The sequence below is a fragment of the Vibrio neptunius genome, from assembly GCF_000967495.1.
Classification (GTDB): Bacteria; Pseudomonadota; Gammaproteobacteria; order Enterobacterales; family Vibrionaceae; genus Vibrio; species Vibrio neptunius.
Genome location: NZ_JXXU01000068.1, coordinates 26,155 through 51,396, shown reverse-complemented (window position 1 = coordinate 51,396; position 25,242 = coordinate 26,155). Strand labels below are relative to the sequence as shown.

27 protein-coding genes and 1 pseudogene are annotated in these 25,242 nt (G+C 45.9%); 11 read left to right on the top strand and 17 right to left on the bottom strand.

Going from position 1 to position 25,242, the window contains the following annotated elements; all coding sequences use genetic code 11:
• Positions 1 to 173: 173 nt before the first annotated feature.
• Genes fhuB through TW84_RS20680 form a run of 3 tightly spaced genes read right to left on the bottom strand, consistent with a single transcriptional unit; the run spans position 174 to position 3,849 of the window.
• Positions 174 to 2,171, bottom strand: coding sequence for a Fe(3+)-hydroxamate ABC transporter permease FhuB (fhuB, locus tag TW84_RS20690; protein ID WP_045977516.1), 1,998 nt, complete (start codon positions 2,169 to 2,171; stop codon positions 174 to 176).
• Positions 2,171 to 3,064 carry an ABC transporter substrate-binding protein gene (locus TW84_RS20685; protein ID WP_045977515.1) on the bottom strand — a complete coding sequence of 298 codons (894 nt, stop codon included), beginning with the start codon at positions 3,062 to 3,064 and terminating at the stop codon, positions 2,171 to 2,173. Before TW84_RS20685 ends, fhuB begins: the two co-directional genes overlap by 1 nt.
• Before the next feature lie 17 nt (positions 3,065 to 3,081).
• On the bottom strand, positions 3,082 to 3,849 hold the full coding sequence (locus TW84_RS20680; RefSeq protein WP_045977514.1) for an ABC transporter ATP-binding protein: 768 nt from the start codon (positions 3,847 to 3,849) through the stop codon (positions 3,082 to 3,084).
• 153 nt (positions 3,850 to 4,002) lie between these two features.
• Here TW84_RS20680 and TW84_RS20675 point away from each other — a divergent pair, with 153 nt between their 5' ends.
• Complete coding sequence (locus TW84_RS20675; protein WP_045977513.1) at positions 4,003 to 5,211, top strand: MFS transporter; 1,209 nt, start codon at positions 4,003 to 4,005, stop codon at positions 5,209 to 5,211.
• Here the strand turns inward: TW84_RS20675 and TW84_RS25350 are convergent.
• The 11 genes and pseudogenes from TW84_RS25350 to TW84_RS20625 form a co-directional block, all read right to left on the bottom strand.
• Positions 5,208 to 5,304, bottom strand: a pseudogene (locus TW84_RS25350) ((2Fe-2S)-binding protein); the annotation flags it as partial. The gene TW84_RS20675 and the pseudogene TW84_RS25350 sit on opposite strands and share 4 nt — an antisense overlap.
• A gap of 261 nt (positions 5,305 to 5,565) precedes the next feature.
• On the bottom strand, positions 5,566 to 5,817 hold the full coding sequence (locus TW84_RS20670; protein ID WP_006960580.1) for a DUF2999 family protein: 252 nt from the start codon (positions 5,815 to 5,817) through the stop codon (positions 5,566 to 5,568).
• 72 nt (positions 5,818 to 5,889) lie between these two features.
• Positions 5,890 to 6,144, bottom strand: a complete 255-nt coding sequence (locus tag TW84_RS20665) for a Rho-binding antiterminator (protein WP_045977512.1) — start codon at positions 6,142 to 6,144, stop codon at positions 5,890 to 5,892.
• A gap of 2 nt (positions 6,145 to 6,146) precedes the next feature.
• A complete protein-coding gene (locus TW84_RS20660) occupies positions 6,147 to 6,461 on the bottom strand; it encodes a cupin domain-containing protein (protein ID WP_045977511.1) in 315 nt (104 codons plus the stop codon).
• A 4-nt stretch (positions 6,462 to 6,465) separates the two neighbouring features.
• A complete protein-coding gene (locus TW84_RS20655; protein ID WP_045977510.1) occupies positions 6,466 to 6,762 on the bottom strand; it encodes a Dabb family protein in 297 nt (98 codons plus the stop codon).
• The gene (locus TW84_RS20650) at positions 6,759 to 7,286 is read right to left on the bottom strand and encodes an O-acetyl-ADP-ribose deacetylase (RefSeq protein ID WP_045977509.1); all 528 of its coding nucleotides are present in this window, start codon (positions 7,284 to 7,286) and stop codon (positions 6,759 to 6,761) included. Before TW84_RS20650 ends, TW84_RS20655 begins: the two co-directional genes overlap by 4 nt.
• Positions 7,286 to 8,263, bottom strand: a complete 978-nt coding sequence (locus tag TW84_RS20645; protein ID WP_045977508.1) for a D-2-hydroxyacid dehydrogenase family protein — start codon at positions 8,261 to 8,263, stop codon at positions 7,286 to 7,288. Before TW84_RS20645 ends, TW84_RS20650 begins: the two co-directional genes overlap by 1 nt.
• 68 nt (positions 8,264 to 8,331) lie before the next feature.
• Positions 8,332 to 8,739, bottom strand: a complete 408-nt coding sequence (locus TW84_RS20640) for a VOC family protein (protein ID WP_045977507.1) — start codon at positions 8,737 to 8,739, stop codon at positions 8,332 to 8,334.
• 18 nt (positions 8,740 to 8,757) lie between these two features.
• Positions 8,758 to 9,354 carry a LysE/ArgO family amino acid transporter gene (locus TW84_RS20635; RefSeq protein ID WP_045977506.1) on the bottom strand — a complete coding sequence of 199 codons (597 nt, stop codon included), beginning with the start codon at positions 9,352 to 9,354 and terminating at the stop codon, positions 8,758 to 8,760.
• Between the two features lie 8 nt (positions 9,355 to 9,362).
• Positions 9,363 to 9,911, bottom strand: coding sequence for a DUF924 family protein (locus TW84_RS20630; RefSeq protein ID WP_045977505.1), 549 nt, complete (start codon positions 9,909 to 9,911; stop codon positions 9,363 to 9,365).
• Between the two features lie 86 nt (positions 9,912 to 9,997).
• Entirely contained in the window at positions 9,998 to 11,446 is a 1,449-nt protein-coding gene (locus TW84_RS20625; protein ID WP_045977504.1) for an aminotransferase-like domain-containing protein, read from the bottom strand.
• 86 nt (positions 11,447 to 11,532) lie between these two features.
• On the opposite strand from TW84_RS20625, the gene TW84_RS20620 reads away from it, so the two are divergent.
• Both TW84_RS20620 and TW84_RS20615 read left to right on the top strand, forming a co-directional pair.
• Complete coding sequence (locus TW84_RS20620) at positions 11,533 to 12,444, top strand: DMT family transporter (protein ID WP_045977503.1); 912 nt, start codon at positions 11,533 to 11,535, stop codon at positions 12,442 to 12,444.
• 142 nt (positions 12,445 to 12,586) lie between these two features.
• Positions 12,587 to 13,372, top strand: coding sequence for a substrate-binding periplasmic protein (locus TW84_RS20615; protein WP_045977502.1), 786 nt, complete (start codon positions 12,587 to 12,589; stop codon positions 13,370 to 13,372).
• Positions 13,373 to 13,403: 31 nt separating this feature from the next.
• On the opposite strand, the gene TW84_RS20610 is transcribed toward TW84_RS20615, so the two are convergent.
• On the bottom strand, positions 13,404 to 13,952 hold the full coding sequence (locus TW84_RS20610; RefSeq protein WP_045977501.1) for an MSHA operon transcriptional regulator: 549 nt from the start codon (positions 13,950 to 13,952) through the stop codon (positions 13,404 to 13,406).
• 282 nt (positions 13,953 to 14,234) lie between these two features.
• On the opposite strand from TW84_RS20610, the gene TW84_RS20605 reads away from it, so the two are divergent.
• Positions 14,235 to 16,514 carry an ATP-binding protein gene (locus TW84_RS20605; RefSeq protein WP_045977500.1) on the top strand — a complete coding sequence of 760 codons (2,280 nt, stop codon included), beginning with the start codon at positions 14,235 to 14,237 and terminating at the stop codon, positions 16,512 to 16,514.
• 124 nt (positions 16,515 to 16,638) lie between these two features.
• Positions 16,639 to 17,988, top strand: coding sequence for a UDP-glucose dehydrogenase family protein (locus TW84_RS20600; protein ID WP_045977499.1), 1,350 nt, complete (start codon positions 16,639 to 16,641; stop codon positions 17,986 to 17,988).
• A gap of 34 nt (positions 17,989 to 18,022) precedes the next feature.
• Here TW84_RS20600 and TW84_RS20595 read toward each other — a convergent pair whose 3' ends face one another.
• Positions 18,023 to 18,484: an RDD family protein gene (locus TW84_RS20595; RefSeq protein WP_045977498.1), complete on the bottom strand. Its 462-nt coding sequence runs from the start codon at positions 18,482 to 18,484 to the stop codon at positions 18,023 to 18,025.
• A 173-nt stretch (positions 18,485 to 18,657) separates the two neighbouring features.
• Complete coding sequence (locus tag TW84_RS20590) at positions 18,658 to 18,921, bottom strand: DUF3012 domain-containing protein (RefSeq protein WP_045977497.1); 264 nt, start codon at positions 18,919 to 18,921, stop codon at positions 18,658 to 18,660.
• A 307-nt stretch (positions 18,922 to 19,228) separates the two neighbouring features.
• Here TW84_RS20590 and rbsD point away from each other — a divergent pair, with 307 nt between their 5' ends.
• The 6 genes from rbsD to TW84_RS20560 all read left to right on the top strand — a co-directional run bounded on the left by rbsD (position 19,229) and on the right by TW84_RS20560 (position 25,178).
• Positions 19,229 to 19,648 (top strand): D-ribose pyranase, encoded by a 420-nt coding sequence (gene rbsD / locus TW84_RS20585; protein ID WP_045977496.1) that lies wholly within the window; start codon positions 19,229 to 19,231, stop codon positions 19,646 to 19,648.
• A gap of 24 nt (positions 19,649 to 19,672) precedes the next feature.
• Entirely contained in the window at positions 19,673 to 21,178 is a 1,506-nt protein-coding gene (gene rbsA / locus TW84_RS20580) for a ribose ABC transporter ATP-binding protein RbsA (RefSeq protein WP_045977495.1), read from the top strand.
• Entirely contained in the window at positions 21,175 to 22,158 is a 984-nt protein-coding gene (gene rbsC / locus TW84_RS20575; protein ID WP_045977494.1) for a ribose ABC transporter permease, read from the top strand. Before rbsA ends, rbsC begins: the two co-directional genes overlap by 4 nt.
• Positions 22,159 to 22,215: 57 nt before the next feature.
• A complete protein-coding gene (gene rbsB / locus TW84_RS20570; RefSeq protein WP_045977493.1) occupies positions 22,216 to 23,094 on the top strand; it encodes a ribose ABC transporter substrate-binding protein RbsB in 879 nt (292 codons plus the stop codon).
• Positions 23,095 to 23,230: 136 nt separating this feature from the next.
• Complete coding sequence (gene rbsK / locus TW84_RS20565; RefSeq protein WP_045977492.1) at positions 23,231 to 24,151, top strand: ribokinase; 921 nt, start codon at positions 23,231 to 23,233, stop codon at positions 24,149 to 24,151.
• A gap of 22 nt (positions 24,152 to 24,173) precedes the next feature.
• Complete coding sequence (locus tag TW84_RS20560; RefSeq protein WP_045977491.1) at positions 24,174 to 25,178, top strand: substrate-binding domain-containing protein; 1,005 nt, start codon at positions 24,174 to 24,176, stop codon at positions 25,176 to 25,178.
• The last annotated feature ends 64 nt before the right edge of the window (positions 25,179 to 25,242 follow it).

Genomic DNA, 25,242 nt, shown 5'->3' with positions numbered 1-25,242 from the left:
CCCCATAGTAATCATAAATTCATCTCATTACCATTAATTGTATTTTTGCAACTAAAATGTAATTTAATGAATTTGGAATAAGTAACAAATAGATAGGGCGCTTCAATAAAGAGGAGGAGTTGCCACAGAAGACCAATACATTAGCCTCCTGCGGCGAGTTGTGGTTCTAGAGGCTAACGTCTCATTAGGTAGAGGAAGTAGCCGCCACCAATCAAGGACGCAAGCAGTCCAGCAGGGAACTGCCAAGGGAACCAAAGTGTTCGTCCTATCCAATCCGCCAATACCATGATGGTTGCCCCGAGTAAGGCTGCGGTGAGCATTTGCGGAGTTGCTCGATATTGGTGAAGTGAACGCGCCATATGCGGAGCCAGCAGGCCAATAAAGCTGAGTGGGCCAATCACTATGGTGCACAGCGTCGTTAGGGCAGCAACCAGTAACAGTAGCACCAACCTAACCACAGTGGCGTTCATACCAATACTATTCGCCGTGACTTCACCTAAGCCAATCAACTCAATCCAACGATTGAGAGATAGCGCAATCGCACCAACGAAGGTGACACCAACTGCGAGTAATACAACGTCATTGTGTGCTACTAAGTAAGTCGAGCCAGATAGCCAAGTGAGCAGTGCAGACGCGTTATCATGGCCTGAGCTCATTGCGATTCGAAGTAAAGCATCTAAACCTGCACTTAAGGCTATACCCGTCAGTAGGGTTTGTGTTGGGGCAAAATTGTGTTTTCTGCCCATTAACCATACCACTGCGGTTACCGAAACCGCGCCAAGCGTACCGAGCAACATTTGCTGTTCTCGGCGCACAGCGATACCAAACAAGGTGCCGAGAACCAGTGCGAGCGCCGCACCCGAACTAATCCCTAGCACTTCTGGGCTAGCCATTGGGTTGTTAGAGATACGCTGAATTATCGTTCCTGCAAATGCTAAACCTATTCCCGCAAGCAGTGCGACAAGTACGCGTGGCGCGCGCAGTTCGAACATTGCTTGGTTGAAACCAAGACTCCAACCTAACTGATTCTTACCGACCATAATCGCGAAGAGAGAAACCGCGATGAGTGCAATGGTCAGTGCAACCAAAATATTGCGAGTGCTGACCAATTTGTAATGCTCGACATGTTCAGAGCGTGCTTTAAGGTCGGATTGCAGCTTAGTTCGTTGTAGTAGCCACAACAAAAAAGGCGCGCCAATTAAGGCTATCATCGCGCCTGTCGGTAACAGCTCTCCACCGACACCAGAGAAAGGTTGGATAACTAGATCAACAGTGAGCAAGATGCCACTACCAATAGCGCCACTGGCTAGAATTTGTTTGGCAAGGGCTCTAACGCCAAGCATTCTGGCAATCGCAGGTGCAACGATACCGACAAAGCCAATTAAGCCCACTTCACTGACCACTGCAGCAGTAATGAAGATGGCTAACGATAAGCAGAGCAGTTTGATCTGTTTGATATTCACGCCCAACGATGTAGCGACATTGTCACCAAACTGCAGTGCGGATAATGGACGCTGTAAGACTAAGAGTAAGCTGGTAGGTAAGAGAACCAAAGGCAACAGCATTTGTGTACTCGACCAATCGTTCTGATTCAGCACGCCTGCTCCCCAGACAAAGATACTGGTAAGTCGCTGCTCATGGAGCATTAATAGCATGGTGTTGAGTGAGCCTAAAAAGAGGCTCACCACCATACCTGCGAGCACCATATGCAGTGGTGAAAAGCCTCTAGCGGAACTTAAAACAAACACCAGTCCGGTCGCGAGGCAGCCACCAATAAATGCTGGAACAAAACTAGGGATGACAAGATTGGCAGGGATCAACAAAATACCTAGCACCATGCCCAGTTCAGCACCTGCTGCGACACCTAATGTTGTTGGAGAAGCGATCGGATTGCGCAAGACAAACTGCATCACACAACCGGCAACAGCGAGCGCAAACCCACAAATGATTGCGACAGCCAGTCTCGGTAAATAGGTTAAATGGGTGATGAGATGCTGATAATTGGCAGAATCAAAATGAAAAATGGTGTCCCATATGAGGCCGATACCTTGTGAATAGGGAGCGGTGACTTGCAGCAGAGAGCCAATGATCAAAACAGCAGCGCTGAATATCGCTGCTGTTTTAAAACTTAATCGCCCGTTAGCTTGGTTTGCGATTTTTAAGGTATTCATTATTGTTGGATGAGTTGCTCGGTAATGTGGTCACTAAATCTTTGTGCTGCGATTAGTCCACCAAACGTCCAAATTGCAGGAAGCTCGTAAACAGAATCTGTACGAGTGAATTCCATCGCTTGCCAAAGAGGAGACTGTGTAAGTTGCTGACGTTCTTCCTGTTTCAAAGGACCAAAAATCATCACGTTAGCCTTTTGATGTTCAGCCAGTTTTTCTGTTCCCGCTGTTGTGAAACCCCATAGATTGGTTTGCTCTTGCCAGTCATTCTCTAGCCCCATCGCACTGATGGTGTCTTGCGCCAGAGAGCCTTGGCTGTGAATTCGTAGTGTTTTATCGTCAATGAATCGTGCAAACAGTAGTGGCTTGTTTGCCTTGCCGGCTGAAACAACTTTTTCACCGTTGTTCGCCAGGCGTTGTTCCGTTTGCTCGATCACTTGCTTGGCACGCTGTTCTTTGTCGAACAGTTTACCCAAAGAGGTCGTAATGGATTTTGCTGACGCTAATGGTTGCTTTTCTTCACTATAAACACTGTAAACTAGAACAGGCGCAATCTTATTCAACTGCTCATAGGCAGCGGCCATGTGTTTGCTGATTAAGATGGCATCGGGTTTGATATCCGTGAGTAACTCTAAATTAGGTTCACGGCGCGAGCCGACATCAATCACATCAGAATCTAAGCTTGGTTCTACAACCCATTGTTGATAGCCGTTGGTATCTGCGACGCCTTCGAGGTCAACGCCTAGGCTGAGTAAGGTTTCGGTCAGTACCCAATCTAGTGCCACGACTTTCTTCGGCGTCGTTTCAAAGGAAGCCGTTCCCATTTCATGGGTAACATCGATCGCGTAGCTATTGAATGCCAATGCTGCAGAGAGCATTACTATGAGTTTTTTCACAACAGGATCCTTCTGGTTTAAGGGATGTAGCTGATTGGTTTGCCCGTTTTAGGGTGCTCGAACAACGCGAGCTCCATACCGTATATTTTCATTAATGTTTCAGGCGTCATTAACTCTTGAGGAGAGCCAGCTGCAATGACTTTTCCAGAGTGAAGCGCAATCAGATGATCGCTAAACTTGGCAGCCATATTGACATCGTGCAGTACCATGATCACCGTTAAACCCATCGATTGGTTGAGCTCTCGGATTAAGGCTAATAGTTCATGTTGATGGGCGACATCCAAAGCTGAAGTCGGTTCATCAAGCAAAATACATTGGCTTTGTTGAGCGAGCAGCATAGCGACCCAAGCTCTTTGTCTTTCACCACCTGATAAGGTAGCGACAAATCGCTGTGCAAATGGTGTTAAGCCAACTTTCTCAATCGCTTGGTCGACAATGGCATAATCTTCTTTTCCGTAACGACCAAATGCCCCTTTCCATGGATAGCGTCCGAAACAGACTAGTTCGCGAACGGTAACACCGTCAGTGATCGGCGGATGTTGAGGCAAATAAGCCACTTTATGGGCGAACTCTAAGCTCGAAAACGAAGAGACGAGTTGTTGATTAAATAAAACTTGTCCATGGGTTGGCGTATTTTGACGACTAAGAAGTTTGACTAAAGTCGATTTACCGCAACCATTATGACCAAGGAGTGTTGTCACCTTCCCCGGCGCAAACTCGAGGGTAGTGGGAGATAGGATAACCTTACCGTCGATTTCGAACGACGCATCGACAAGTTGATACATAAGTGAAATATGAAGTTGAGTTATTGGTTATTAGCCGCTAACTTTATCACGCAAAAAAGGCAATGAGAATTATTTTCACAATCAATAGTTCCATCAATAACAATGTAGTTAGAGCATTGCTGATTTTTATAACAATTAGAATGAATTACAAATATGTCGGTTTTATACAGCAAAAAGATTCAACTGTGGGCAATCAGTTCAGCTGCAGCACTGATGGGGATTGGCCAAAATGGCTTAATTGTTTCGCTTCCTTTTTTGGTTGAGCGTTCCGCATTCAGTTTACCTACTTGGTCAATTCTTATCGCGATTGGGAGCTTTTTGTTCTTGCCCTCGGCACCTTACTGGGGAAGGTATAGCGATAAACGTGGGCCGAGAAATGTGGTTGTCCAAGCATTGTTTGGAATGGCGACCAGTTTCGTGCTCTTGTTTCTATTTGCCATCTTAAGTGAGTATCAGCCTCATTTGGTGATGCTTTGGTTAGTCGGCTTGCTACTCGCACGGATTATATACGGTTGCACTGTGGCAGGAATGGTACCCGCTTGCCAGCATTGGGCAATCCTTTTATGTGGTGCGGAGCATCGGTTGCAAGCCATCACGAGTATCAGTATCGGATTGAGCTCGGGTAGGCTTGTTGGGCCTTTGATCGCGATAGTGGCGTTAAAGTTTTCCCCTTATTCCTCATTGATATTGATGGTCGCACTTCCTATTGTCGCTCTCTTCGTGGTGTTATTGCTGCCAACGCCTCAACATGATGCAAAGAGTAAGAAAGCGGCTGAGGTTTTACCTTGGTTGCCGAATAAATCCTTTATGCCTTATCTAGTGAGTGGTTTGCTACTTTGCACGGTGATAGCGCTGTTACAGTACAGCTTCACCCCGCTGATGAGTTCGGTAACCAGTTGGTCGACGGCTCAAATCAGTGACGGGATTGGGGTGCTGTTGACGATCAGCGCCGCGTGCACGTTTACCGTTCAGCTGCTAGTGGTTAAAAACAGAAAAATCACACCAGTGAAAATGTATCGACTCGGGGCGTTGGGCTTGCTGTGTGGCTTGGTACTTTTCCTCTTACCCAATATCTGGCTGTACGCTATAGCGATGGCAATTGCTGCGTGCGGAGCTGCTCTACTTGTTCCCGCCTATACTACTGAGGCGACTGAAAAGCATAGTGATGCCCCAGGCTCTGTGGCGGGTTACATCGCTATGTCACATACTATTGGCTATGGATTAGCGTCGTTACTGGCGTTCACCGCAACCATAAACCCTTTGTACCCTATTTATTTGTGTATCGCGTTTTCTGTGCTGATAGTCGCAACCGCTTATTTGGTTACCAAGATCCCCTCTAAAGACGTTTCCGAGCTGTCTTAATGCTTATTATCCGGGTGCCGAGGGCAGTCTAGTACAAAGTCGCCGTCCTTGGCACTTATAGGCTGAGCAACAAGAGACTCGGATAAAGATGAGGAGCATCGATGCTTCATCTTATCTGAGGGAGAAGACGAGCTTTTCGGTGATGTCGTGCGCCGCAAACCATTGTGGCCCCAATGGTCAAATGCTTCCTGGAAAGTAGGGAGAAAAACACAACCAAGCCGCCATCTGCAAATCACTGAACAGTCTATCTAGGCAGGATACGAGTCAATATTGAATCTGCATCAGTCAAATACCACACCGGATACAAAAAACCGCCAGACATAAGACTGGCGGCGGCTTTACGCAGATTTTTGCTTATTGCTGTAACTTGGACTTTGCTTCTTCGACTTTGGAAAAATCTAGGCCAAGCTCCTCAACGGCTTCTTTGATTAGCGCTGGGTTTTGCATTACTTGGCCCATAAGAAGTTGTAGCTTCTCTTGTGGTAGACCAAGTTGGCTGATGGTTGCCATGGCTGCTAGAGGATTCTGTGTCAACGTTTGAAACAGCTCGTTGATTTGCTCGTCGCTGATGTTGTTCTCTTTCAACGTCTCTAGAATGGGGTTCATCGAATTACCTTTTAACCACTAAATGAAATAGGCACCCAGTCTAACATCAAGCCAGCTAAGGTTGTACTAACGCTAGCCGACTTGAGTGAAGAAGATCTCATTGAAATGAGGGTTTTCGACCAAAGCGGTCATGGATACCAAGCTTTCCGTTGGCACATCCACCTCGCCTGCTGAAGAATCGATGATAATCGATTCTCTGCGATGCTCATCGTAACGGGTGGTTTTGGCTTTTCCCTCTACGATTTGACCTGACTCTACAACCAGACGTACAGGGATATGGTAGAGGCAAGCTATCTCGATGTAATCGTATTGGTTACAAGATATCATACTCAGTCCTCGTAAAATATCGCTAGCCAGATGGTTTCTTCATCTGGCGTGGTGTAGCTGACTCTATGCTTAGTATGGGCCGGAATCTGGATATGGTCACCTGTTTTTAACTCGATTTCTTCGCCGGATTGGTACTGAAGGCGGGCGCACCCCGCCAGCAACAAGACCCATTCATGTTCGTCCTGATCATACCAAAAATCAGGTTCTGAACATTGCCCCTTTGAGACGATACGCTCTAGACGAAATTGACGTCCAGAGAGTAAGTCTTCAAACACTTCCTGTGATAAATCTTCGGGAATGGATTGTATAAGGTTCATCTTGTTATACCGTATAATCAAACACTACAATGTCTTCGAGGATTGGTCTGAAGATCTCTTTTAAAGCATCATGTTCTGGGTGGGGGAGGTAAAGGTCGCGACCTGCTTCATCAGCAAACGTCATCATTACACAATGGGTATAGTGCTTATTTTTCCCTTCTGGGCTGTCATTGAGGCCCCATTCTACGCTTTCGACCCCACCAACCTTGTCTGGCATAGATAAAAATGAAGCTTTTAAGGCGTCAATCTGCTGTGATGAAGCATTCGGTTTAAATTGAATAAGTAGAATATGTCTGATCATGATTGTTCCTGAATGAGTGTCGTGTGAACGTGTTGCCAGATGGTCATCATTTCTTCACCAAAAAGGTAAAACTGAATGTCCAGCTGAGCAAATTCGCTCTCTGTGCATACCGTTAACGCAATCTCTGCGGCTTCTTGTAATGGATAACCATAAACGCCGCAAGAAATTGCTGGTAAGGCAATGCTTAGGCACTGATGAGCGAGTGCTAGTTTGAGTGATTCACGATAGGCAGATTGCAATATTTGCTCTGGATTAGCAACTCGATGATAAATAGGGCCGACAGTATGAATAACATATTTTGCTCTTAATTTACCTGCGGTGGTTATTCTTGCTTGGCCTGAAGGACAACGCACACCATCAACGGCTTCTACTTGCTGACAGGCTTTCAGGAGATCTGAACCTGCCGCTCTATGGATTGCACCATCGACGCCTCCGCCACCCAGCATCTTCGGGTTAGCCGCATTGACGATAGCATCTACTTTAGCTTGTGTGATATCTCCGTTAATGAGCGTGATCATGACCATTACTCCAGAATATAGGCGTTAGCGATATTGCTATAGTCACCTTTAGCGAAGGAGAGGATGTTGTCAAAGGCGTGTTGAAAGTAGAGCTCATAACTGCCTTGCTCTACGTAGCCTAAATGTGGTGTTGCAACTACGTTGGGTAAACTCAGTAGAGGTTCGTTGTCTTTTGCGGCGGGCTCATAGTCAAAAACATCCACGGCGGCTTGTTTGGTTGGAGCCTTAGCCAGTGTTTGATAGAGCGCATCTGGCTCAATGAGCTCAGCCCGACTGATGTTAACTAGCAACGAATCCGGCTTCATTGCGTCTAGATCTTTCTGAGTAACAATGTGGCGTGTTGCATCGTTAAGTCTCAGATGCAGTGAAATCACATCGCAATGTTCAAAAAACGTTTCTCGACTGCTTGCGGCTTGGTAACCCATCTCTAGAGCATTTTGTCTGGAGGATTCACTACCCCAGATTATCACCTGCATTCCGAACGCTTCAGCGTATTTAGCAATGCGTTGTCCGATTTTACCAAAACCCCAAATGCCTAGGGTTTGTCCATTGAGAGTTTTCCCCAATCTAGGTTGACCGGATTGCTGCCACTGTCCTTGTTTGAACCGTTCTAGGTATGCAGGAATATGGCGGCTGGCTGCCATAATTAATGCCCAACACAACTCAGACGGAGCAATAGGGGAACCAATGCCTTCGGCAACGGTCACCTGATGTTGATCGCAATCCGTTAGATTAAGGTGATTGCTGATTTTTCCTGTCTGGCTGATGAGTTTTAGGTTTGGTAGGTTTTTAAGTAGATTGGGTGTGATGATGGTGCGTTCTCGAATCAGCACCAATACCTCAAACGGTTGTAGCTGTTCGATCAATTGATTCTCGTTTGAAGGGATGCCAGAAAAAACAGTGACCTCATGGCCATTCAGTTTTTTATAGCAGTCTAAGTGACGAACTTGATCTTGATAGTCATCCAATATTGCAATACGCACAGTACAGTCCTTTTAACCAATGAGATGCATACATTAAAAGAGATGATTGAAGAAATGTAGCGATAGTATTAGGTCAATGTTTGCGCTTTGAGCTCGACCACATTTCCTTCTGGATCATGAATATATATTGAGCGACCAAAGCCTTGAGCACCGTAGCGTTCTGCAAAGGGTTCATAGATGAGGCCGGATTGATCGAGATAGTTGAGCAGAGCGTTTTCTTCTAACGGAGCGATTTGAAGACAGAAGTGATCGACATTGCGGCCATTCTGACTGGGCGCTTTGCCTCCTAATTTGCCGAGCTCACTGTCGACGACAACCAAGTCTATAAGGGCGTTGCCTGCGCGAAGCTGTGTCAAGCCCAGCTCTGGAAGTTCCCGTTCGATAGGGCAGTGTAGTATGTCTCGATAGAAGTGGAGCATAGCTTGGATGTTGCCTGTTCGCAGAACGATATGATCAAGTCCTTTTACTTCAATCATAATGGTGACTCCCTTAAGTCAGAAAACTAAGTTATACGCTAACACAAGCATGATGATACCGATGACCGCTTCAAGTATCTTCCACGCTCTCGCGTGTCGAAAGGCAGGGATAAGGCGTTTCGCCCCATACCCAAGGCTGAAAAAGAATACAAATGAGGCACTGACAGCGCCAAGAGCAAACTGCAATTTATTCGGTTCGTATTGGGTAGAGATAGAGCCAAGTAATATGACGGTATCCAGATAGACGTGCGGATTTAGCCAAGTAAAAGCTAGGCACATCAATGCCGTATTTAAAGCACTTTGTGATGAATTACCCGCAGGGTTGAGGGCGTGATTTGCCGTGCATGCTGTATACAGGCTGCGCAGACCGTACCAGAGCAAAAATAGGCCACCGCCATAACGAGCGACGAGTTCAATCAAAGGAAATTTCGCTACGATTAAACCAAACCCTGCAACACCAGCAGAAATCAGGATGGCGTCTGAAAGTGAGCAAATCAAACAGACCAACAACACGTGGTGCTGTTTGATTCCTTGCTTAAGGACGAACGCATTCTGAGCGCCGATGGCTAAGATTAATGAAAGACCGAGCGTAAAACCCGCGAAAAACGTACTCATTATCGAAGTTAGAAGCTAGAGCCTGGCTGAGTTAGAAATTCAACTTCTTCGGCAGTATTTTCTCTTCCTAGAATCTCGTTTCGGTGCGGATAGCGACCGAATCGCTCAATGATAACCTTATGTTTGATCTCGAATTCGTAGTTATTTTCCATGCCTGGAGCTTTAAACAATTCAACGGCACGCTCATGAATCAGCAGAGACTCACTGTGCATAAACGGCATATAAAGAAAAGACCGCTGTGTTGGTGAAAGCTCGGCATCTTTACTTAAAGCGATGGCCTCTTGTGCCAGCGCCAGTGCTAGTGGATCCTGAGCGAACGCTTTGGGCGTATTACGATACACATTACGTGAAAACTGGTCGAGTACAATGACTTCCGCCAGTCGACCAAGAGCGTTGGTACGCCAGCTGTAAAGCTCAGATTGCGCCGCACGTTGCAATAGGTCACCGAAACGTTGCGTGATCGTATTATCTAGCTGTTCGCTACTTACAAACCAGTCTTTAGGTTCTAACTCTTCAAACCAAAAGGACAGGACTTCTTGCGCAGTGATGGCAGTCATGGTGATATCATCCTTGTATGTAATGGGTTTTCTGTCGAATCTAATATACGAGAGTGACGGATAAATTTAAATGTTTAATCAGGCAGTTATATTAGGGGCGGTGTAGATTCGATAACTTGTTGGTGAATCAGTTTGGCCAACAGTTCGATGCCTTGATGCCACTCCGGAGTATCTTCAAAGTTAGCGGTACTCAGACGGATACAGTGACGAAATTGATCTGCGGTTGCAAATACAGTTCCCGGTAAGATGCTGATCTTATGCCTATTGCACTCCTTATAGAGGGCGAAGCTGTCTACCGATTCGGGCAAGTTAAGCCAAACTAAAAAAGAACCTTGTGGCTGAGATAGGTGGTAATGATTACCGAGCTCAGCATAGCGGTTTAACGCTGTTGTAAGCAGTAGGCTGAAACGGCGGTTGTTTTGCTGATAGATACGCCGCATCTTACTGATATGCTGTCGATATTTTCCTGTCGATAGAAATTCGCCTACAGCCGATTGCATCAGGTTCAAGCTGCCCATATTGTCACAAATCAGATACTTTTCGATCTCTGAACGATATTTTCCAGACAGTATCCAGCCGATTCGCAATCTGGAGTCGAGCATCTTTGACAGTGAATTCACGTAGATAACTCGATCTTGGTTATCGAGTGTTTTCAGTGGCAATACACCGCTATCAAATGCTAGTGCGCCAAAAACGTCGTCTTCGATAATTGGGATATCTTTAGACACGTTGAGTAGTTCAATTCGCCTTTCTTCCGGTATCCGTGACCCTGTTGGATTAGTGAAGTTTGGCGTTATCAGGATCACAGCGATGGGCCATTCCTTAATCGCATTTTCGAGCGCTTTAGGGTCGATACCATTGCGGATGCAACTCGGGATCTCGACCACTTTTAGCCCAAGTGACTCCATCAAAAGCAGATTGCCAAAGTAACAGGGGGATTCCACGGCGACGATGTCTCCGGGTGTGGTTAGAGCGCGAAGTGCAAGACTGATCCCCTGTTGAGCTCCGTGAGTGATAGCTAAATCATTCGGATTGGCTCTGACACCAAGGTCACGGCTGATTTTTGCCAGCTGCTTAATGAGCCTATCATTGCCTGGAGGCAGTTGATAATGACTCGGCATGTGGCTTTGCATTCTGCTGTGACGGCCTATTTCCGCATACAGCGATTTGATGGCTGGAGTCTGAATGTTTGGATGAGCAGAGCCAGTTGGTAACAACTCTTTCTCCTCTGGATAGCTGAGGATTTCTTTCGAAACAGATAGCAAATCAATGGACTGAGGTGGTTGCTGCTGCAACTCCCTTGGCTGTGCCGCTTTAACGCGATAACCTGATTTGGGTACCGCATAAATGAGCTCTTCGGCTTCCATCTCCTGATAGGCTCGAATGACGGTATTTTTGCTGACCTTCAAGTCGACAACCAGTTGGCGGATCGATGGCAGTTTGTCTTCAGGTTGATAAATACCATTGTTAATCGCCTGACGAATGTAGTGCTCTACTTGAACAAACTTGTTGTCGGTTAATGAATCTGTACCCATTTAAATAACTCTATCTGTGTCTTTTTGATTTATCTGTCCCTTATTAAAGTAGCGCCAATTGGAGAGAAAAAGCCAGAGGAAATGACATGTTGGTGAGGTTAATCCCGTTTGTATTTGTGGTGCTTTGGGCATCGGGCTTTGTAGGAGCTAGGTTTGGTCTGCAGTATGCGGAGCCCGCGACATTACTCACTATTCGCATGCTGGCCAATGTAGGTTTTTTTTTGTTGCTGATTGCTTTACTGCGTCGCTCGATACCCCAAGGCAAATTGTTTTGGCATAGCTGCGTGGTCGGGGTTTTGATTCATGGCTTCTACCTAGGTGGCACCTATATTGCGATTGATTTAGGAATGCCAGCTGGGTTGAGCTCGCTTCTGGTCGGTATTCAGCCGATATTAACCGCCATCTTATTGGTGGTATTCAGTCGTGAACAATTCAAAGTGTCGCAGTGGATAGGCTTAGCTTTGGGATTTGTAGGTATTAGTTTAGTCTTGATTGGCAAAACTCAATGGCAAGAGGAAGCGCATAAGTTTGCCGCCATCGCTCTGTGTGTGCTGTCGCTGATCGGGATCACTCTCGGCACTTTGTATCAAAAACGTTTTTGCCAAGGTGCGGATATGGTCGGCAGTGCGATGGTTCAGTATTTGGCGGCAGCTTGCTTATTCTTGCCTTATGCGATGCATTTTGAGTCAATGGAAGTTGATTGGACCGTCGAGTTCGTACTTACTCTTATCTGGCTGGTTGTTGTGCTGTCCTGCGTCGCGATTCTTTTATTGCTTTATATGGTGGAACATGGCGCATCGTCGAAAGTGGCTTCGGTTTTTTATCTTGTGCCTCCGACCACTGCAATCCAAGCGTGGCTTGTTTTTGGTGAGTCTTTTGATGGTCTTGGTATGCTGGGGTTTGGTTTCGCTGCGACCGCTGTCTACTTGGTGGTTAAGGCACCAAGTGGGCCCTCAACGAGAATACGACGCTCCAAGCCAATGATCAGTCGCTCTTAATAGTGCGGTACTCAGGTTCTCGGGGGGAATACAGTTTGTCGGAGTGGCATTACAAGCGCTTGGTTTTAATCCGCTATTTTTTCTTTAGAACTCCCGTTGTGTGGACTAAGTTTATAGAGAACTCACTAACTGGTAATTTGTCATGAAGCGAACACCTGCTCTTCTGTCACCATTGATTGGATTGGTGCTCTCTTTTTTATCGGTGTCTGCGGCGGGAAACTCTAACGACCTGCGTGAACTGTCGTTCTTTACGGAGTCATATCCCCCTGCTAATTTCAAGAAAGACGATAAAATCTCGGGTTATGCGGTTGAAATTCTCGTTGCTGCAAGCAAGTTGGTTGGAGAAGAGATTGATATTTCTCAGGTGACATTACAACCTTGGGCACGTTCATACCGAACTGTCTTAACGCAAGATAGCTCAGTGCTCTTTTCTACCACACGCTCAGAGCACAGAGAAACTCTGTTTAACTGGGTTGGCCCTATTGCTGATATAAAAATCGTTGTCATGGCACGAAAAGATGCGGGCATTAAGATTGAGAAACCGATGGATATGGCCAAATACCGGATCGGGGTGATTAGAGATGATATCGGTGAGCAAACTCTGTTGGCGATGGGCTTGCCAAGAGACTCAATGCAAGAAGCCAATTATGTAACGACACTTGCAGAACAGCTTATGAAAAAACGTATCGATCTTTTGGTTTATGCTCACCGTGCTGCAATATGGTGGTCAAAGCAAGCTGAACTGGATACGGATTTGTTTGAAGCGGTTTATGTGGTGAGGGAAGGCTTTGTCTATTATGCCTTTAACGTGGACGTTAAACCGGAAGTGACCGCTAAACTTCAAAAGGGTATTGACTTGCTGAAGAGTACTCAAGGTCAGTCGGGTAAGTCCTTGTATCAGGAAATTATGGATAAATACGAACGATAATAAGCAGCTCTCTAGCTACTTATTTAGGCGTCTAAACTTTGGCTTTTTTAACAAAGTATGGGTTATCAAACTTTTTCTCTGGGCCGAGTTCTGATTTGACCAGTCGGTTCCAAAGTGCTCTATCGAACTCACCTTTTGGAATTGAAGGGTATAGGGTCTCTTCCTCTTCACGGGCGTAACGGAGAAACTCTTTTTTCTTTATCTGGTTATATTTACGCGCGATATGATTATGCTTTGAGATCCATTCCTGCTTGAATTTTTCTAGCGCAGGCTCAGCTTGCTCAATCGGCAGACGTGTAAGATAGATGCGTTTGTAAGAGACTTTACGATCTACCATAGTTCTCATCGCGGTTTGGATGTATTTACCGTGATTGGTGATTGAAATATCTTCTTTGTCGAACAGATTCACGCTCCAACCTGTTGGAAAGAAATTTGGTTTACGATATTGCTTATTCCGCACTTCTATCGCCTGGTGGATCACCAAGTCCGACGTACCGTTGAATGTCTGTTGCCATTTGGCTATGCGAATTTGAGTCGCAGTGGGCAAACGATAGATATGAGTAAACTTATCTTGGTCCATAAATGAATACACAAATTGCTTTAGTTACGAGAAAGCCTATTTCAAAGGTAAGTGCTCAATAATAGGAACTTCGAAATAGGAATAGTGGGATAGGGATAGGCCCACAACAGACTAATTCTAGTGAAAACTTCAACAGGCTGCCACACTTTATTGGTCAATTTTTGGTAAAGAGCTGTTACGGCTTAAATATGCGTTTTAACAATGACTCTTCTTGTGTGTCACAGTTAAAAGGTATCGACTACGCTTACAGATAATCAGCAAATTATAACTCAAAAGGTAAGTATGGCTGGGACAGATACTGTGTCTCTTCTATGGTTGTTGGTTTGCACGTGTATTGCTTTCTTTATGCAAGCTGGTTTTACTTTAGTTGAAACAGGCAGCGTTCGCGCAAAGAATTCCGTCAACGTTGCCATGAAGAATATGGCTGACTTCCTTGTTGTGTCGGTCGTGTATGTGCTGGTGGGCTTCCATCTTGCTCAGGGAAGTTCACTGCTGTCATTTGATACCCTGCCAATCAGAAGTGAGCACCTGCCTGTTGTTATGTTTAATCTTATGTTTGTCGCGACGGCTGCTACCATAGTGTCAGGCTGTGTTGCAGAAAGGATGAGTTTTCGTGGGTATGTGTACAGTTCTGCTTTTATTGGCATTCTTATTTACCCCGTGGCCTCTTACTGGACTTGGAATCCCAACTCTTGGTTACATACGTTAGGCTTTTATGATTTTGCTGGAGGGGTGACAGTACATGTCGTTGGAGGCATGTGTGGCCTGGTGGCCACCATGGTTATCGGCCCACGTAAAGAGCGCTTCATGGCGAAACAAGAAGTGAACGAGATCCCTTCCTATAACCACACCTTGGTCACTTTAGGCGTATTCCTCATGGTATTCGCGTGGATGGGTTTCAATGGCGGAAGCTTCTATCAGTTCGATACACGTGTTCCGGTTGTGCTGTTTAACACCCTTCTGTGTGCCACTGTAGCGGGTTTCGTGACGCTTATTCTTGTTCATCGTTCTCGACATGTTCCAGTTTTTGTCACACTCAATAGCGTATTAGGGGGGCTGGTCATCGTAACGGCAGGTGCAGACCTATTCAGTACATTTGAAGTTGTGTTACTTGGGGTATTGGCATCATTTACCGTTTACTACGGTGAGAAAGCACTGATTGCCATGCGTATTGATGACCCAGTTGGTGCGATTCCAGTTCATCTCTTCTGTGGCATTTTGGGAGGTGTCTGTAGCGGATATACACTCAGTTTGACCTCGAATGGCGACTTAGTGTGGGATGTCGGCGTGCAGCTTATAGGTATATTGGCGATTTTACTTTGGTCTGGTACAAGTTCTTACATGTGTTTCCAAGTGCTGAGGTATTTTCACCTTGAGCGTGTCTCCCCTGATGATGAAAAACTTGGACTGAACATTACAGAGCATGGCGTTCAGATGAGTTGGTTGGAGACGCTTAGAGTGATTGAAAATATCAGCAGGAATGGAGATTATTCTAAACGCGTACCTGTTGAACTGGGTACAGAAGCTGGAGACGTAGCGATTTCTTTCAATCACTTAATGGACAGGCTCGAATCCAACATTGACGTTCTGCATAACGTCGCAAAAGGTAATCTTGTTGACGTCGACATTAAGCCAAGTAGTGACAAAGACATCATGGCTAACTCGCTTCATTCGATGATTGTCAGTTTACGTTCCTTGATCGACGAAGTTGAGGATGAAATCCAAAATCAGGCAAAACAGATTGAAACTAGTGAGCACTCTATTCAAGCCCTGATTGAGAAGTTCAAGCGTACACAAGACCAATTGATGGAGGCCGAGAAAATGTCGGCCCTGACTGGGATGGTCGTCGGTGTCGCTCATGAGCTTAATACTCCACTCGGAATCACAGTGACCAGTTTGTCTGTCCTTAGCGATAAACTGGATGAGGTCGCAAAGAAATTTTCTGAACGGACTATTACCACTGAGGATTTAAATCGATTTTTGACGGTCGCAAATGAGTGTGTCGAAATGGTGGTAAACAATATCGAACGCTCTGTCGCGATAGTCAGTAAATTGAAGCAAATTAACCAGAAGATGGCATCAGAAGAACCTAAAAGGGTGGCTCTAAGGCAAATGCTGGATGAGGCAGTGTTGCATGTGAATGAGACGCTGACACAGAAATCGATCAATGTGGAAATACAGTGCGAAGCGTCTCTTGATGTCTATTTGCCGCCGATCTCGCTGCAATGTGTGATAGAAGAATTACTCAATAACAGCGCGCTTCATGGATTTACCACAGATGACCACCACTCGCAACGAGTGATTGTAGTGAAAGTCAAAGAGGCGAGTGGACGCATTGATATTATTGTTGAAGACAATGGAGTAGGCATACCGCCAGAGAATCAGAAAAAAATTTTTCAACCTTTCTTTACGACGTTACGCGCCAAAGGGGGTACCGGTCTAGGCTTACATATGGTTTACAACATCTGCACGCAAAAGCTTGCTGGTGAGATCGACATGCAGAGTGAAATTAACAAAGGTACTCGTTTTGTCCTCTCATTGGAGTCTTTCGCTGACGCTTAACGAGGTATTTACTGAGCGCCAGTGAGACAAAATAACGTGTAAAAATATTGCCGCAAAACCTTAAGCGTCTTGTCACTTTTTGCCAAGAAACTGGGGAGCAGTGAGTTAACATGCTGGTGCGGTGATGAATGTAGCAATTTTTGGTAGTGGTTATGTCGGGCTTGTCCAGGCAGCGGTGTTGAGTGATGCAGGACATAACGTTTGCTGCATTGATGTTGATGTTGAGCGAGTAGCAAAGCTGAAAAAAGGCCTTGTGCCCATCTACGAACCAGGGCTTGAAAAGCTGGTTGAAGAAAACGTGTTGGCAGGCCGGCTGGCTTTCATGACACAAGCTGAAGAGGCCCTCAATCAAGTCGAATTAATTTTCATTGCAGTTGGTACACCTCAAGACGAAGATGGCTCTGCGGATCTTAGCCATGTTCTCGCGGTCGCGTCAGAGGTAGGTAAATACATTAACAAAGATATGATTGTGGTTAATAAATCCACAGTGCCTGTTGGGACAGCGCGAGCCGTCGAAGGTGAAATCCAACACCAGCTAGCTCAACGTGGACAGCCAGCGCTTGATATTGCTGTGTTGTCTAATCCAGAGTTTCTCAAAGAAGGTAGTGCGGTGGTGGATTGTATGCGTCCGGATAGAATTGTTATTGGTCTGGATAAAAATCATCGGCGCTACCAGCAACTTAAAGATGTGATACGCGAGCTCTATGCTCCTTTCAATCGAAATCATGAAAAACTGATTTATATGGATGTTGAATCGGCGGAACTAACGAAATACGCAGCAAATAGTATGTTGGCGACCAAAATCAGTTTCATGAACGAAATGGCCAATATTGCTGAGCACGTTGGCGCTAATATTGAGGATGTCCGTAAGGGCATAGGTAGTGATGAGCGCATAGGTTATCACTTTATCTACCCCGGTTGTGGCTATGGCGGTTCATGCTTTCCTAAAGATATACAAGCCTTGATCAAGACCGCCGAAAGCTGTGGTTACAGCAGTGAAATATTGAAAGCGGTCGAGAACGTCAATTTCTATCAAAAGCACAAACTGTATGACTTAGTGCAAACACATTTTGGGGGCAGAGAACAGCTGCGAAACAAGACGTTGGCATTGTGGGGCTTGGCGTTTAAACCGCGTACCGATGATATGCGTGAAGCGCCCAGTCGTGTATTGATAGAAGCACTATGGCAAGCGGGGGCGAAGGTTCAAGCTTTCGACCCTAAAGCCATGGAAGAAGCACAGCGAATCTATGGCCCACGTGCAGATTTGTGTTTGATGGGGACGAAAGAGGCCACATTGAGGGGGGCCGATGGGCTTATCATTTGCACCGAATGGCAGAATTTCAAGGCGCCAGATTTTGATTTTATCAAACAGGCCTTGAATCAGGCTGTAATCTTTGATGGGCGGAACCTGTATGAACCTGAACGCCTTTCAAGCAAAGGTATTCAGTACTACTCTATTGGCCGCCAAACCTAATTAGTAAAAGAGGGGCACAGTGCCCCTCGTCAAGTTAGCCTAAAAACTCTGCCTGTTTGGTGTGTTCAACGACTCTACGAACTACCACAGTATTGGCAATTAAGTCATGCCAGCCTTGTTTTTTGCTACTAAAAGCGATCCAAATGAAACCAAGGCATAGTGGGATGGCGCTGACGTAATAAGCAAAATAACGAAGAACGGACTTTGAAAATGTCAGTCGATGACCACTATCTGCGTCGAGGACTTCGAGTTTCAGAGCCATTTTTCCGGGGGTTGCTGAACGATAAACCCAGAATGCAACTGTGGCGATTAGAGGACAAACCCAGTTAAGGACCAGATCCCACCCGCCCAATAGAAAATCATCCGAGTTCCAATAGACTTCACCATAAATCCAGTGCATTAATGGTGTAATGAGGAGGAAGAGCAGTACCGTATCGATCAGTGACGCCGCAAAACGGATCCAAAAGCCCGCGTACTCGGTTAATTTATCGTTCATTTTTACCTTCTAGCCAGTTGAACAGCCCTTTTATCGCAAGGCTTGGTTGTGTTGAGGTGCATAATAAGAGCAATATATCAGAAGCTGAAGGTTAATTGCTTTCTTTGCTGTGAATCTAACCAAATAATGACGGCAATCATACCATTAGGTAAGGGTGGCGTTGTACTTAGAGATTAAAGAATGCAATGTTTGGCGTAGCTGGTAGCTTCGTTGGCTGTCCAGTCGCCTTTCGGTTTATCAGCTAAGTCTTGGCACCAATCTTCGCTACCGACCGTATTTTGAAAGACACAGTGCTTGGCAAAGTCGAGCGCTCCCTGAGCATTCCATTCGCTCTTCGGTTTATCTTGCATATTGTCACACCATTCCTGTGTGCCGATTTCTTCTTGGCACGCGCTCAGTGCTATCGCTGTGGCAAGAACGAAAACTATTTTTTTCATCGTTTCTCTCAATGTTTTGTTTGCGCCACTATACCCAAATTTGCGTCTCAAGTGTGTAATTTACGGCCGAATCAAGGGGCTGATACGCGAATAAATGCATCAAATTTGGTGAATGATGTCACTTTTTGGCGCTGTCAAAACCATCAATTAAGGATCCGTTTCACACTCTAAAGATGAGTGACTCGCAAAACTGAAGTCAGCGATTATGATTTCATCGAAACGTTTCGATGAGTTTTTTGTTAATAGCAAGACCAGTGTGAAATAGAAACTCAAGGCAGTTTGAACGTGTAATCGATAGGTCGATGAAATGAAAAAAAGTACCCTGATAAACTCTGAACTTTCTTACCTCGTGGCGACACTAGGCCATACTGATGAAATCACGATATGTGATGCAGGTTTACCGATCCCCGAGCAAGTACAGCGTATAGATCTCGCGTTGACTCATGGCGTGCCGGGCTTTCTGGAAACTGTGCGAGTGATTCTTTCGGAGTCGCAAATAGAAGGTGTGATCATTGCTGAAGAGTTTGCCTCCGTCAGTCCAGCGCATCATGAAACTTTGATTGCTGAGCTGCGTGCTGAACAAGCGCAGACAGGAAAAACTATTTCAGTAGTTTATGTACCACATGAAGAATTCAAAACGCGCACGCACCAAAGTCGTGCTGTAGTGAGAACGGGTGAGTGTACGCCTTACGCCAATGTGATTTTCCAAGCTGGTGTTGTGTTTTAAGCCGTTTGAGACTGAGGACCCATTATGACTCAAGCTATTCTACAACTGAGTGAGATTGAGAAAGCTTTTCCTGGCGTCAAAGCCTTGGATAAAGCGAGTTTGAACGTTTATCCCGGTAAAGTGATGGCTTTGATGGGGGAAAACGGTGCGGGCAAGTCAACCTTGATGAAAGTGTTGACGGGAATTTACAGCAAAGATTCAGGTAGCATTCATTACCAAGGCCAACCAGCTGCGTTTAAAGGCCCGCGTGATTCGCAGCAAGCGGGAATCAGCATTATTCACCAAGAGCTAAACCTGATCCCGGAACTCACGATTGCAGAAAATATCTTCCTTGGCCGAGAGTTTACAGGCGCAATGGGTCGAATTCAGTGGGACAAAATGTATGCTGAAGCGGACAAATTGTTAGCAAGACTGAACGTAAAGCACAGTGCTAAACAACTGTTAGGCGAGCTTAGCCTCGGTGAACAGCAGATGGTTGAGATTGCTAAAGCCCTGTCGTTTGAGTCGAAAGTCATCATTATGGATGAGCCGACCGATGCACTGACGGATACCGAAACTGAGTCTTTGTTTGCCGTGATTCGAGAATTACGTGAGCAAGGCTGCGGCATTGTTTATATCTCTCACCGTCTGAAAGAGATTTTTGAAATCTGCGATGACATCACAGTGCTCCGTGATGGAAAGTTCATTGGCGAGTGCTCTGTAGCGTATACCGACGAAGATGGACTGATCGAGATGATGGTTGGTCGTAAGCTAGAAGAGCAATACCCACGCATTGACGTTCAACATGGCGACATTTGCCTTGAAGTGATTGGATTGACTGGCTCTGGGGTTCACGACATCAGTTTTAAACTGCAGCGCGGTGAAATACTCGGTGTCTCGGGTTTGATGGGCGCTGGTCGAACTGAATTGATGAAAGTTATCTATGGTGCTCTGCCCAGTGAGCGCGGCGTAATTAATCTGAATAACAAGACCATTAATCCAGTGAGCCCACAAGATGGCCTTGTAAACGGTATTGCTTATATTTCTGAAGATCGTAAGGGCGATGGCTTAGTCTTGGGTTTGTCAGTCAAAGAGAACATGTCGCTTTGCGCTCTGGATAAGTTGACCAAAGGTGGTCGAATTCAGCATGGTGATGAAGTGGTTGCCGTCGAAGACTTTATTAAACTCTTTAACATTAAGACGCCAACTCGCGATCAGATCATTGGCAATCTATCTGGTGGTAACCAGCAGAAGGTAGCGATAGCGAAAGGTCTGATGACTAAACCTAAAGTACTGATCCTTGACGAGCCCACTCGTGGTGTCGATGTCGGTGCAAAGAAAGAAATTTACCAGCTCATCAATAAATTCAAGGCCGAAGGCATGAGTATCATTCTGGTCTCTTCAGAAATGCCGGAAGTATTGGGAATGAGCGACCGCATTATTGTGATGCATGAAGGCCGCATTAGTGGTGAGTTTGATGCCAAAGACGCCGATCAGGAGAAGTTGTTGGCGTGTGCAGTAGGCAAAGAAATAAACGAGGAAGCAGCATGAGTACTAATACCATGAGCAAACCAAACCAAGCGGGCAGCAAAAAACTGTTCAGCAAAGAGTGGCTTATTGAACAAAAGTCGCTCATTGCACTTATCTTCCTAATTGTTGTTGTATCGTTCCTTAACCCCAACTTTTTTACGGTCGATAACATTCTTAACATTCTGCGTCAGACTTCGATAAACGCAATTATTGCAGTAGGTATGACCTTGGTTATCCTAACCGCAGGTATTGATCTGAGCGTTGGCTCCGTTCTGGCTTTATGTGGTGCGTTTGCGGCAAGCTTGATCGCTTTGGAAGTGCCAGTTTTGATCGCGGTTCCAACGGCTTTATTTGCTGGGGCAGCACTGGGTGCTATCAGCGGCATCATTATCGCCAAAGGTAAGGTGCAAGCATTTATCGCAACACTGGTCACCATGACCTTATTACGTGGTGTCACTATGGTGTACACCGATGGTCGTCCAATTTCGACAGGCTTTACCGATACCGCTGATGCTTTCGCATGGTTTGGTACAGGTTACGCTTTGGGTATTCCTGTTCCAGTCTGGTTGATGGTTATCGTGTTCGCTGCGGCTTGGTATTTACTTAATCACACACGCTTTGGTCGCTATGTGTATGCATTAGGCGGCAATGAATCTGCGACACGCCTATCTGGCATCAACGTCGATCGCGTTAAGATTGGTGTTTACGCTATATGTGGTCTGCTGTCTGCTCTAGCGGGCATCATTATCACATCTCGTCTTTCTTCTGCTCAGCCAACCGCTGGTATGGGCTATGAACTGGATGCCATTGCAGCCGTTGTACTCGGTGGTACCAGTCTGATGGGCGGTAAGGGTCGAATTATGGGCACATTAATTGGTGCGCTCATCATCGGCTTCCTAAACAACGCTCTTAACTTGCTCGACGTGTCATCTTATTACCAGATGATCGCTAAAGCCGTGGTTATTCTGCTTGCGGTATTGGTCGACAACAAGAACAAGTAATTCAAAAAAGGCTTGGAGGTAAGTACTCCGAGCCACCCTACACAAGGACTAAACACAATGAAAAAACTCGCAACTCTTATCTCCGCTGCACTGCTTTCATCCACCGTTTCTATTTCAGCACAGGCGCAAGACACGGTCGCTATCGTACTGTCGACGCTGAACAACCCATTCTTCGTTACGATGAAAGATGGCGCACAAGCAAAAGCCAAAGAGCTGGGCTATGACCTGATTGTTCTGGACTCACAAAATGACCCAAGTAAAGAGCTGTCTAACGTCGAAGACCTTACAGTTCGAGGTGTAAAAGCTATCCTGATCAACCCAACCGATTCTGATGCAGTTTCAAATGCAATCCGCATGGCAAACCGCTCTGATATCCCTGTACTGACTCTAGACCGTGGTGCAAGCCGTGGTGATGTGGTAAGCCACATAGCTTCAGATAACGTAGTCGGTGGTGAAATGGCGGGTCATTTCATTATGGAAAAAGTGGGTGAAAAGGCAAAGGTTATTCAGCTTGAAGGCATTGCAGGTACGTCAGCGGCGCGTGAGCGCGGTGAAGGCTTCATGAACGCCGTCAACGGTGGAGAGATGGAACTGCTAGCAAGCCAACCGGCTGACTTCGACCGCACTAAAGGTCTCAACGTAATGGAAAACTTGCTCGCTGCCAATCCAAATGTACAAGCGGTTTTTGCTCAAAATGATGAAATGGCGCTAGGCGCACTGCGCGCTGTTCAAGCATCAGGCAAAGACGTGATGATCGTTGGTTTCGATGGTACTGATGATGGTATCGCTGCCGTTAACCGCGGTAAATTGGCTGCGACAGTGGCACAGCAGCCAGATCTTATCGGTTCATTAGGTATCGAAACGGCAGACAAAGTACTGAAAGGTGAGTCTGTTGAAGAGTACATCCCAGTACCTCTGAAAGTGATCACAAAGTAATGTGAATTTTGCCCTTCTTGCCATTTTAATCTGTCGTTTGGCGGAGGAGGGCAAATAAGTTTGCGCTTTTGCGAGAGCGCAAACTTATAACTCCCGTTGCAAATTAGTCAGGTTCAATTGAACCGAGGATAACCGTATGAATAAGTTAGTGGTATTAGGTAGTGTTAACGCTGACCATGTTCTCCAAGTGCCTTCTTTTCCTCGTCCAGGCGAGACATTACATGGTCGCAATTATCAAGTTATCCCAGGTGGTAAAGGAGCAAATCAAGCCGTCGCGGCTGCGCGATTAAACGCAGACACCGGATTCATCGCCTGTGTCGGTGATGATGCGTTTGGTATCAATATTCGTGAAAGCTTTAAAATGGACAACATCAATATTGCAGGGGTCAAAATGCAGCCGAATTGTCCAACTGGCATTGCCATGATTCAGGTAGCTGAAAGTGGTGAAAACAGTATATGTATCTCCGCGGAGGCGAATGCGAAGCTAACTGAAGACGCGATTGACGTTGATTTAGAGCGAATTCGTCAGGCCAACTATCTGCTCATACAGTTGGAAACACCGATGTGCGGCATTGAAAAAGCTGCGCAAGTAGCAAAAGCGTCGAGAACTAACGTCATCCTGAATCCAGCGCCAGCGCGTGAGTTATCGGATGAATTGCTGGCATGTATTGATGTGATTACGCCTAATGAAACCGAAGCTGAAGTGCTTACTGGTATTACAGTAACGGACAACCAGTCAGCGCAAGAAGCTGCAAATGCGCTTCACCGTAAGGGAATAGAGGTCGTCTTGATAACACTCGGTGCTAAAGGAGTATGGCTTAGTCTCAATGAGTGTGGTGAACTTATTCCAGGCTTCCGAGTCGAAGCAACAGATACTACAGCTGCAGGCGATACCTTTAATGGAGCCTTGGTCACTGGTTTATTGGAAGATTTGCCTCTAGAATCTGCGATAAAGTTTGCTCACGCTGCGGCAGCCATTTCCGTGACACGTTTTGGCGCTCAGACTTCAATTCCTAGCCGACAGGAAGTGGATACTTTTCTCGAGCAACACAGTTAGTCAAATGTAAGGAGATAGTGACATGGCTACAATGAAAGATATTGCCCGGCTCGCCGGGGTTTCCACTTCAACGGTCAGCCATGTCATTAATCAGTCTCGTTATGTGAGTGAAGAAATCTCTGAGCGTGTCAATAAAGCGGCTCAAGAACTTAACTACACGCCTTCCGCGCTTGCCCGTAGCCTCAAGATCAATCGCACTAACACCATCGGTATGCTAGTAACGACCTCGACAAACCCCTTCTTTGGCGAAGTGGTTAAGGGGGTAGAACGCAGTTGCTATCAACAAGGCTATAACCTTATTTTATGCAACACCGAAGGGGACAACGAACGTATGCGTGAGTCGATTAACACCCTGTTGCAAAAGCGCGTTGATGGGTTGATTCTTATGTGTTCTTCTTTAGAAGGGGAACGCATCGATGTGTTCGAGAAATACCCTGATATTCCAGTCGTCGTGATGGACTGGGGTCCGATGCTGTTTACCAGTGATAAAATTCAGGATAATTCCTTACGCGGCGGCTACATGGCGGCGAAGCATCTGATTGAATCGGGCCACACAGAGATAGGTTGTATAACGGGACCTTTAGCCAAACATCAGGCACAGATGCGTTATGAAGGTTATAAACGCGCTTTGATAGAAGCAGGGATAGAATTCAATCCAAATTGGATTATTGAATCTGACTTCGAATGTGAAGGCGGCTATGAGGCGCTGAACAAGATGCACGCCAAAGGTTCGTTACCCAGTTCGATTTTCGTCTGCAATGATATGATGTCGATGGGCGTGATTAATGCCGCCCATGAGAAAGGAATTCGAGTACCAGAGGAACTTTCCATTATCGGTTACGATGATATCCACATCTCCAAGTTTATGACCCCGGCCCTGACGACTATCCACCAACCTAAATACCGTTTAGGTAAAGCTGCTGTGGAAGCCGTATTGAAGAAGTTAGAAGGTGGAGAGACGGAACCACAAGTCGTTCAGTTGGAGCCCACTCTGGTTGAACGAAAAACGGTACGTGCAATAAATTGATGTGTCGAGATTGTTTATATCCATAAATTTCATGTGGTTAAATATTTCCACCAAATGGCGGAAT

Excerpts from the sequence above, each read along its gene's own strand:
- fhuB (WP_045977516.1), bottom strand. The coding sequence starts at position 2,171 with ATGAATACCTTAAAAATCGCAAACCAAGCTAACGGGCGATTAAGTTTT.
- TW84_RS20680 (WP_045977514.1), bottom strand. The coding sequence starts at position 3,849 with ATGTATCAACTTGTCGATGCGTCGTTCGAAATCGACGGTAAGGTTATC.
- TW84_RS20675 (WP_045977513.1), top strand. The coding sequence starts at position 4,003 with ATGTCGGTTTTATACAGCAAAAAGATTCAACTGTGGGCAATCAGTTCA.
- TW84_RS20670 (WP_006960580.1), bottom strand. The coding sequence starts at position 5,817 with ATGAACCCCATTCTAGAGACGTTGAAAGAGAACAACATCAGCGACGAG.
- TW84_RS20665 (WP_045977512.1), bottom strand. The coding sequence starts at position 6,144 with ATGATATCTTGTAACCAATACGATTACATCGAGATAGCTTGCCTCTAC.
- TW84_RS20660 (WP_045977511.1), bottom strand. The coding sequence starts at position 6,461 with ATGAACCTTATACAATCCATTCCCGAAGATTTATCACAGGAAGTGTTT.
- TW84_RS20655 (WP_045977510.1), bottom strand. The coding sequence starts at position 6,762 with ATGATCAGACATATTCTACTTATTCAATTTAAACCGAATGCTTCATCA.
- TW84_RS20650 (WP_045977509.1), bottom strand. The coding sequence starts at position 7,286 with ATGGTCATGATCACGCTCATTAACGGAGATATCACACAAGCTAAAGTA.
- TW84_RS20640 (WP_045977507.1), bottom strand. The coding sequence starts at position 8,739 with ATGATTGAAGTAAAAGGACTTGATCATATCGTTCTGCGAACAGGCAAC.
- TW84_RS20635 (WP_045977506.1), bottom strand. The coding sequence starts at position 9,354 with ATGAGTACGTTTTTCGCGGGTTTTACGCTCGGTCTTTCATTAATCTTA.
- TW84_RS20630 (WP_045977505.1), bottom strand. The coding sequence starts at position 9,911 with ATGACTGCCATCACTGCGCAAGAAGTCCTGTCCTTTTGGTTTGAAGAG.
- TW84_RS20625 (WP_045977504.1), bottom strand. The coding sequence starts at position 11,446 with ATGGGTACAGATTCATTAACCGACAACAAGTTTGTTCAAGTAGAGCAC.
- TW84_RS20620 (WP_045977503.1), top strand. The coding sequence starts at position 11,533 with ATGTTGGTGAGGTTAATCCCGTTTGTATTTGTGGTGCTTTGGGCATCG.
- TW84_RS20615 (WP_045977502.1), top strand. The coding sequence starts at position 12,587 with ATGAAGCGAACACCTGCTCTTCTGTCACCATTGATTGGATTGGTGCTC.
- TW84_RS20610 (WP_045977501.1), bottom strand. The coding sequence starts at position 13,952 with ATGGACCAAGATAAGTTTACTCATATCTATCGTTTGCCCACTGCGACT.
- TW84_RS20605 (WP_045977500.1), top strand. The coding sequence starts at position 14,235 with ATGGCTGGGACAGATACTGTGTCTCTTCTATGGTTGTTGGTTTGCACG.
- TW84_RS20600 (WP_045977499.1), top strand. The coding sequence starts at position 16,639 with ATGAATGTAGCAATTTTTGGTAGTGGTTATGTCGGGCTTGTCCAGGCA.
- TW84_RS20595 (WP_045977498.1), bottom strand. The coding sequence starts at position 18,484 with ATGAACGATAAATTAACCGAGTACGCGGGCTTTTGGATCCGTTTTGCG.
- TW84_RS20590 (WP_045977497.1), bottom strand. The coding sequence starts at position 18,921 with ATGAAAAAAATAGTTTTCGTTCTTGCCACAGCGATAGCACTGAGCGCG.
- rbsD (WP_045977496.1), top strand. The coding sequence starts at position 19,229 with ATGAAAAAAAGTACCCTGATAAACTCTGAACTTTCTTACCTCGTGGCG.
- rbsA (WP_045977495.1), top strand. The coding sequence starts at position 19,673 with ATGACTCAAGCTATTCTACAACTGAGTGAGATTGAGAAAGCTTTTCCT.
- rbsC (WP_045977494.1), top strand. The coding sequence starts at position 21,175 with ATGAGTACTAATACCATGAGCAAACCAAACCAAGCGGGCAGCAAAAAA.
- rbsB (WP_045977493.1), top strand. The coding sequence starts at position 22,216 with ATGAAAAAACTCGCAACTCTTATCTCCGCTGCACTGCTTTCATCCACC.
- rbsK (WP_045977492.1), top strand. The coding sequence starts at position 23,231 with ATGAATAAGTTAGTGGTATTAGGTAGTGTTAACGCTGACCATGTTCTC.
- TW84_RS20560 (WP_045977491.1), top strand. The coding sequence starts at position 24,174 with ATGGCTACAATGAAAGATATTGCCCGGCTCGCCGGGGTTTCCACTTCA.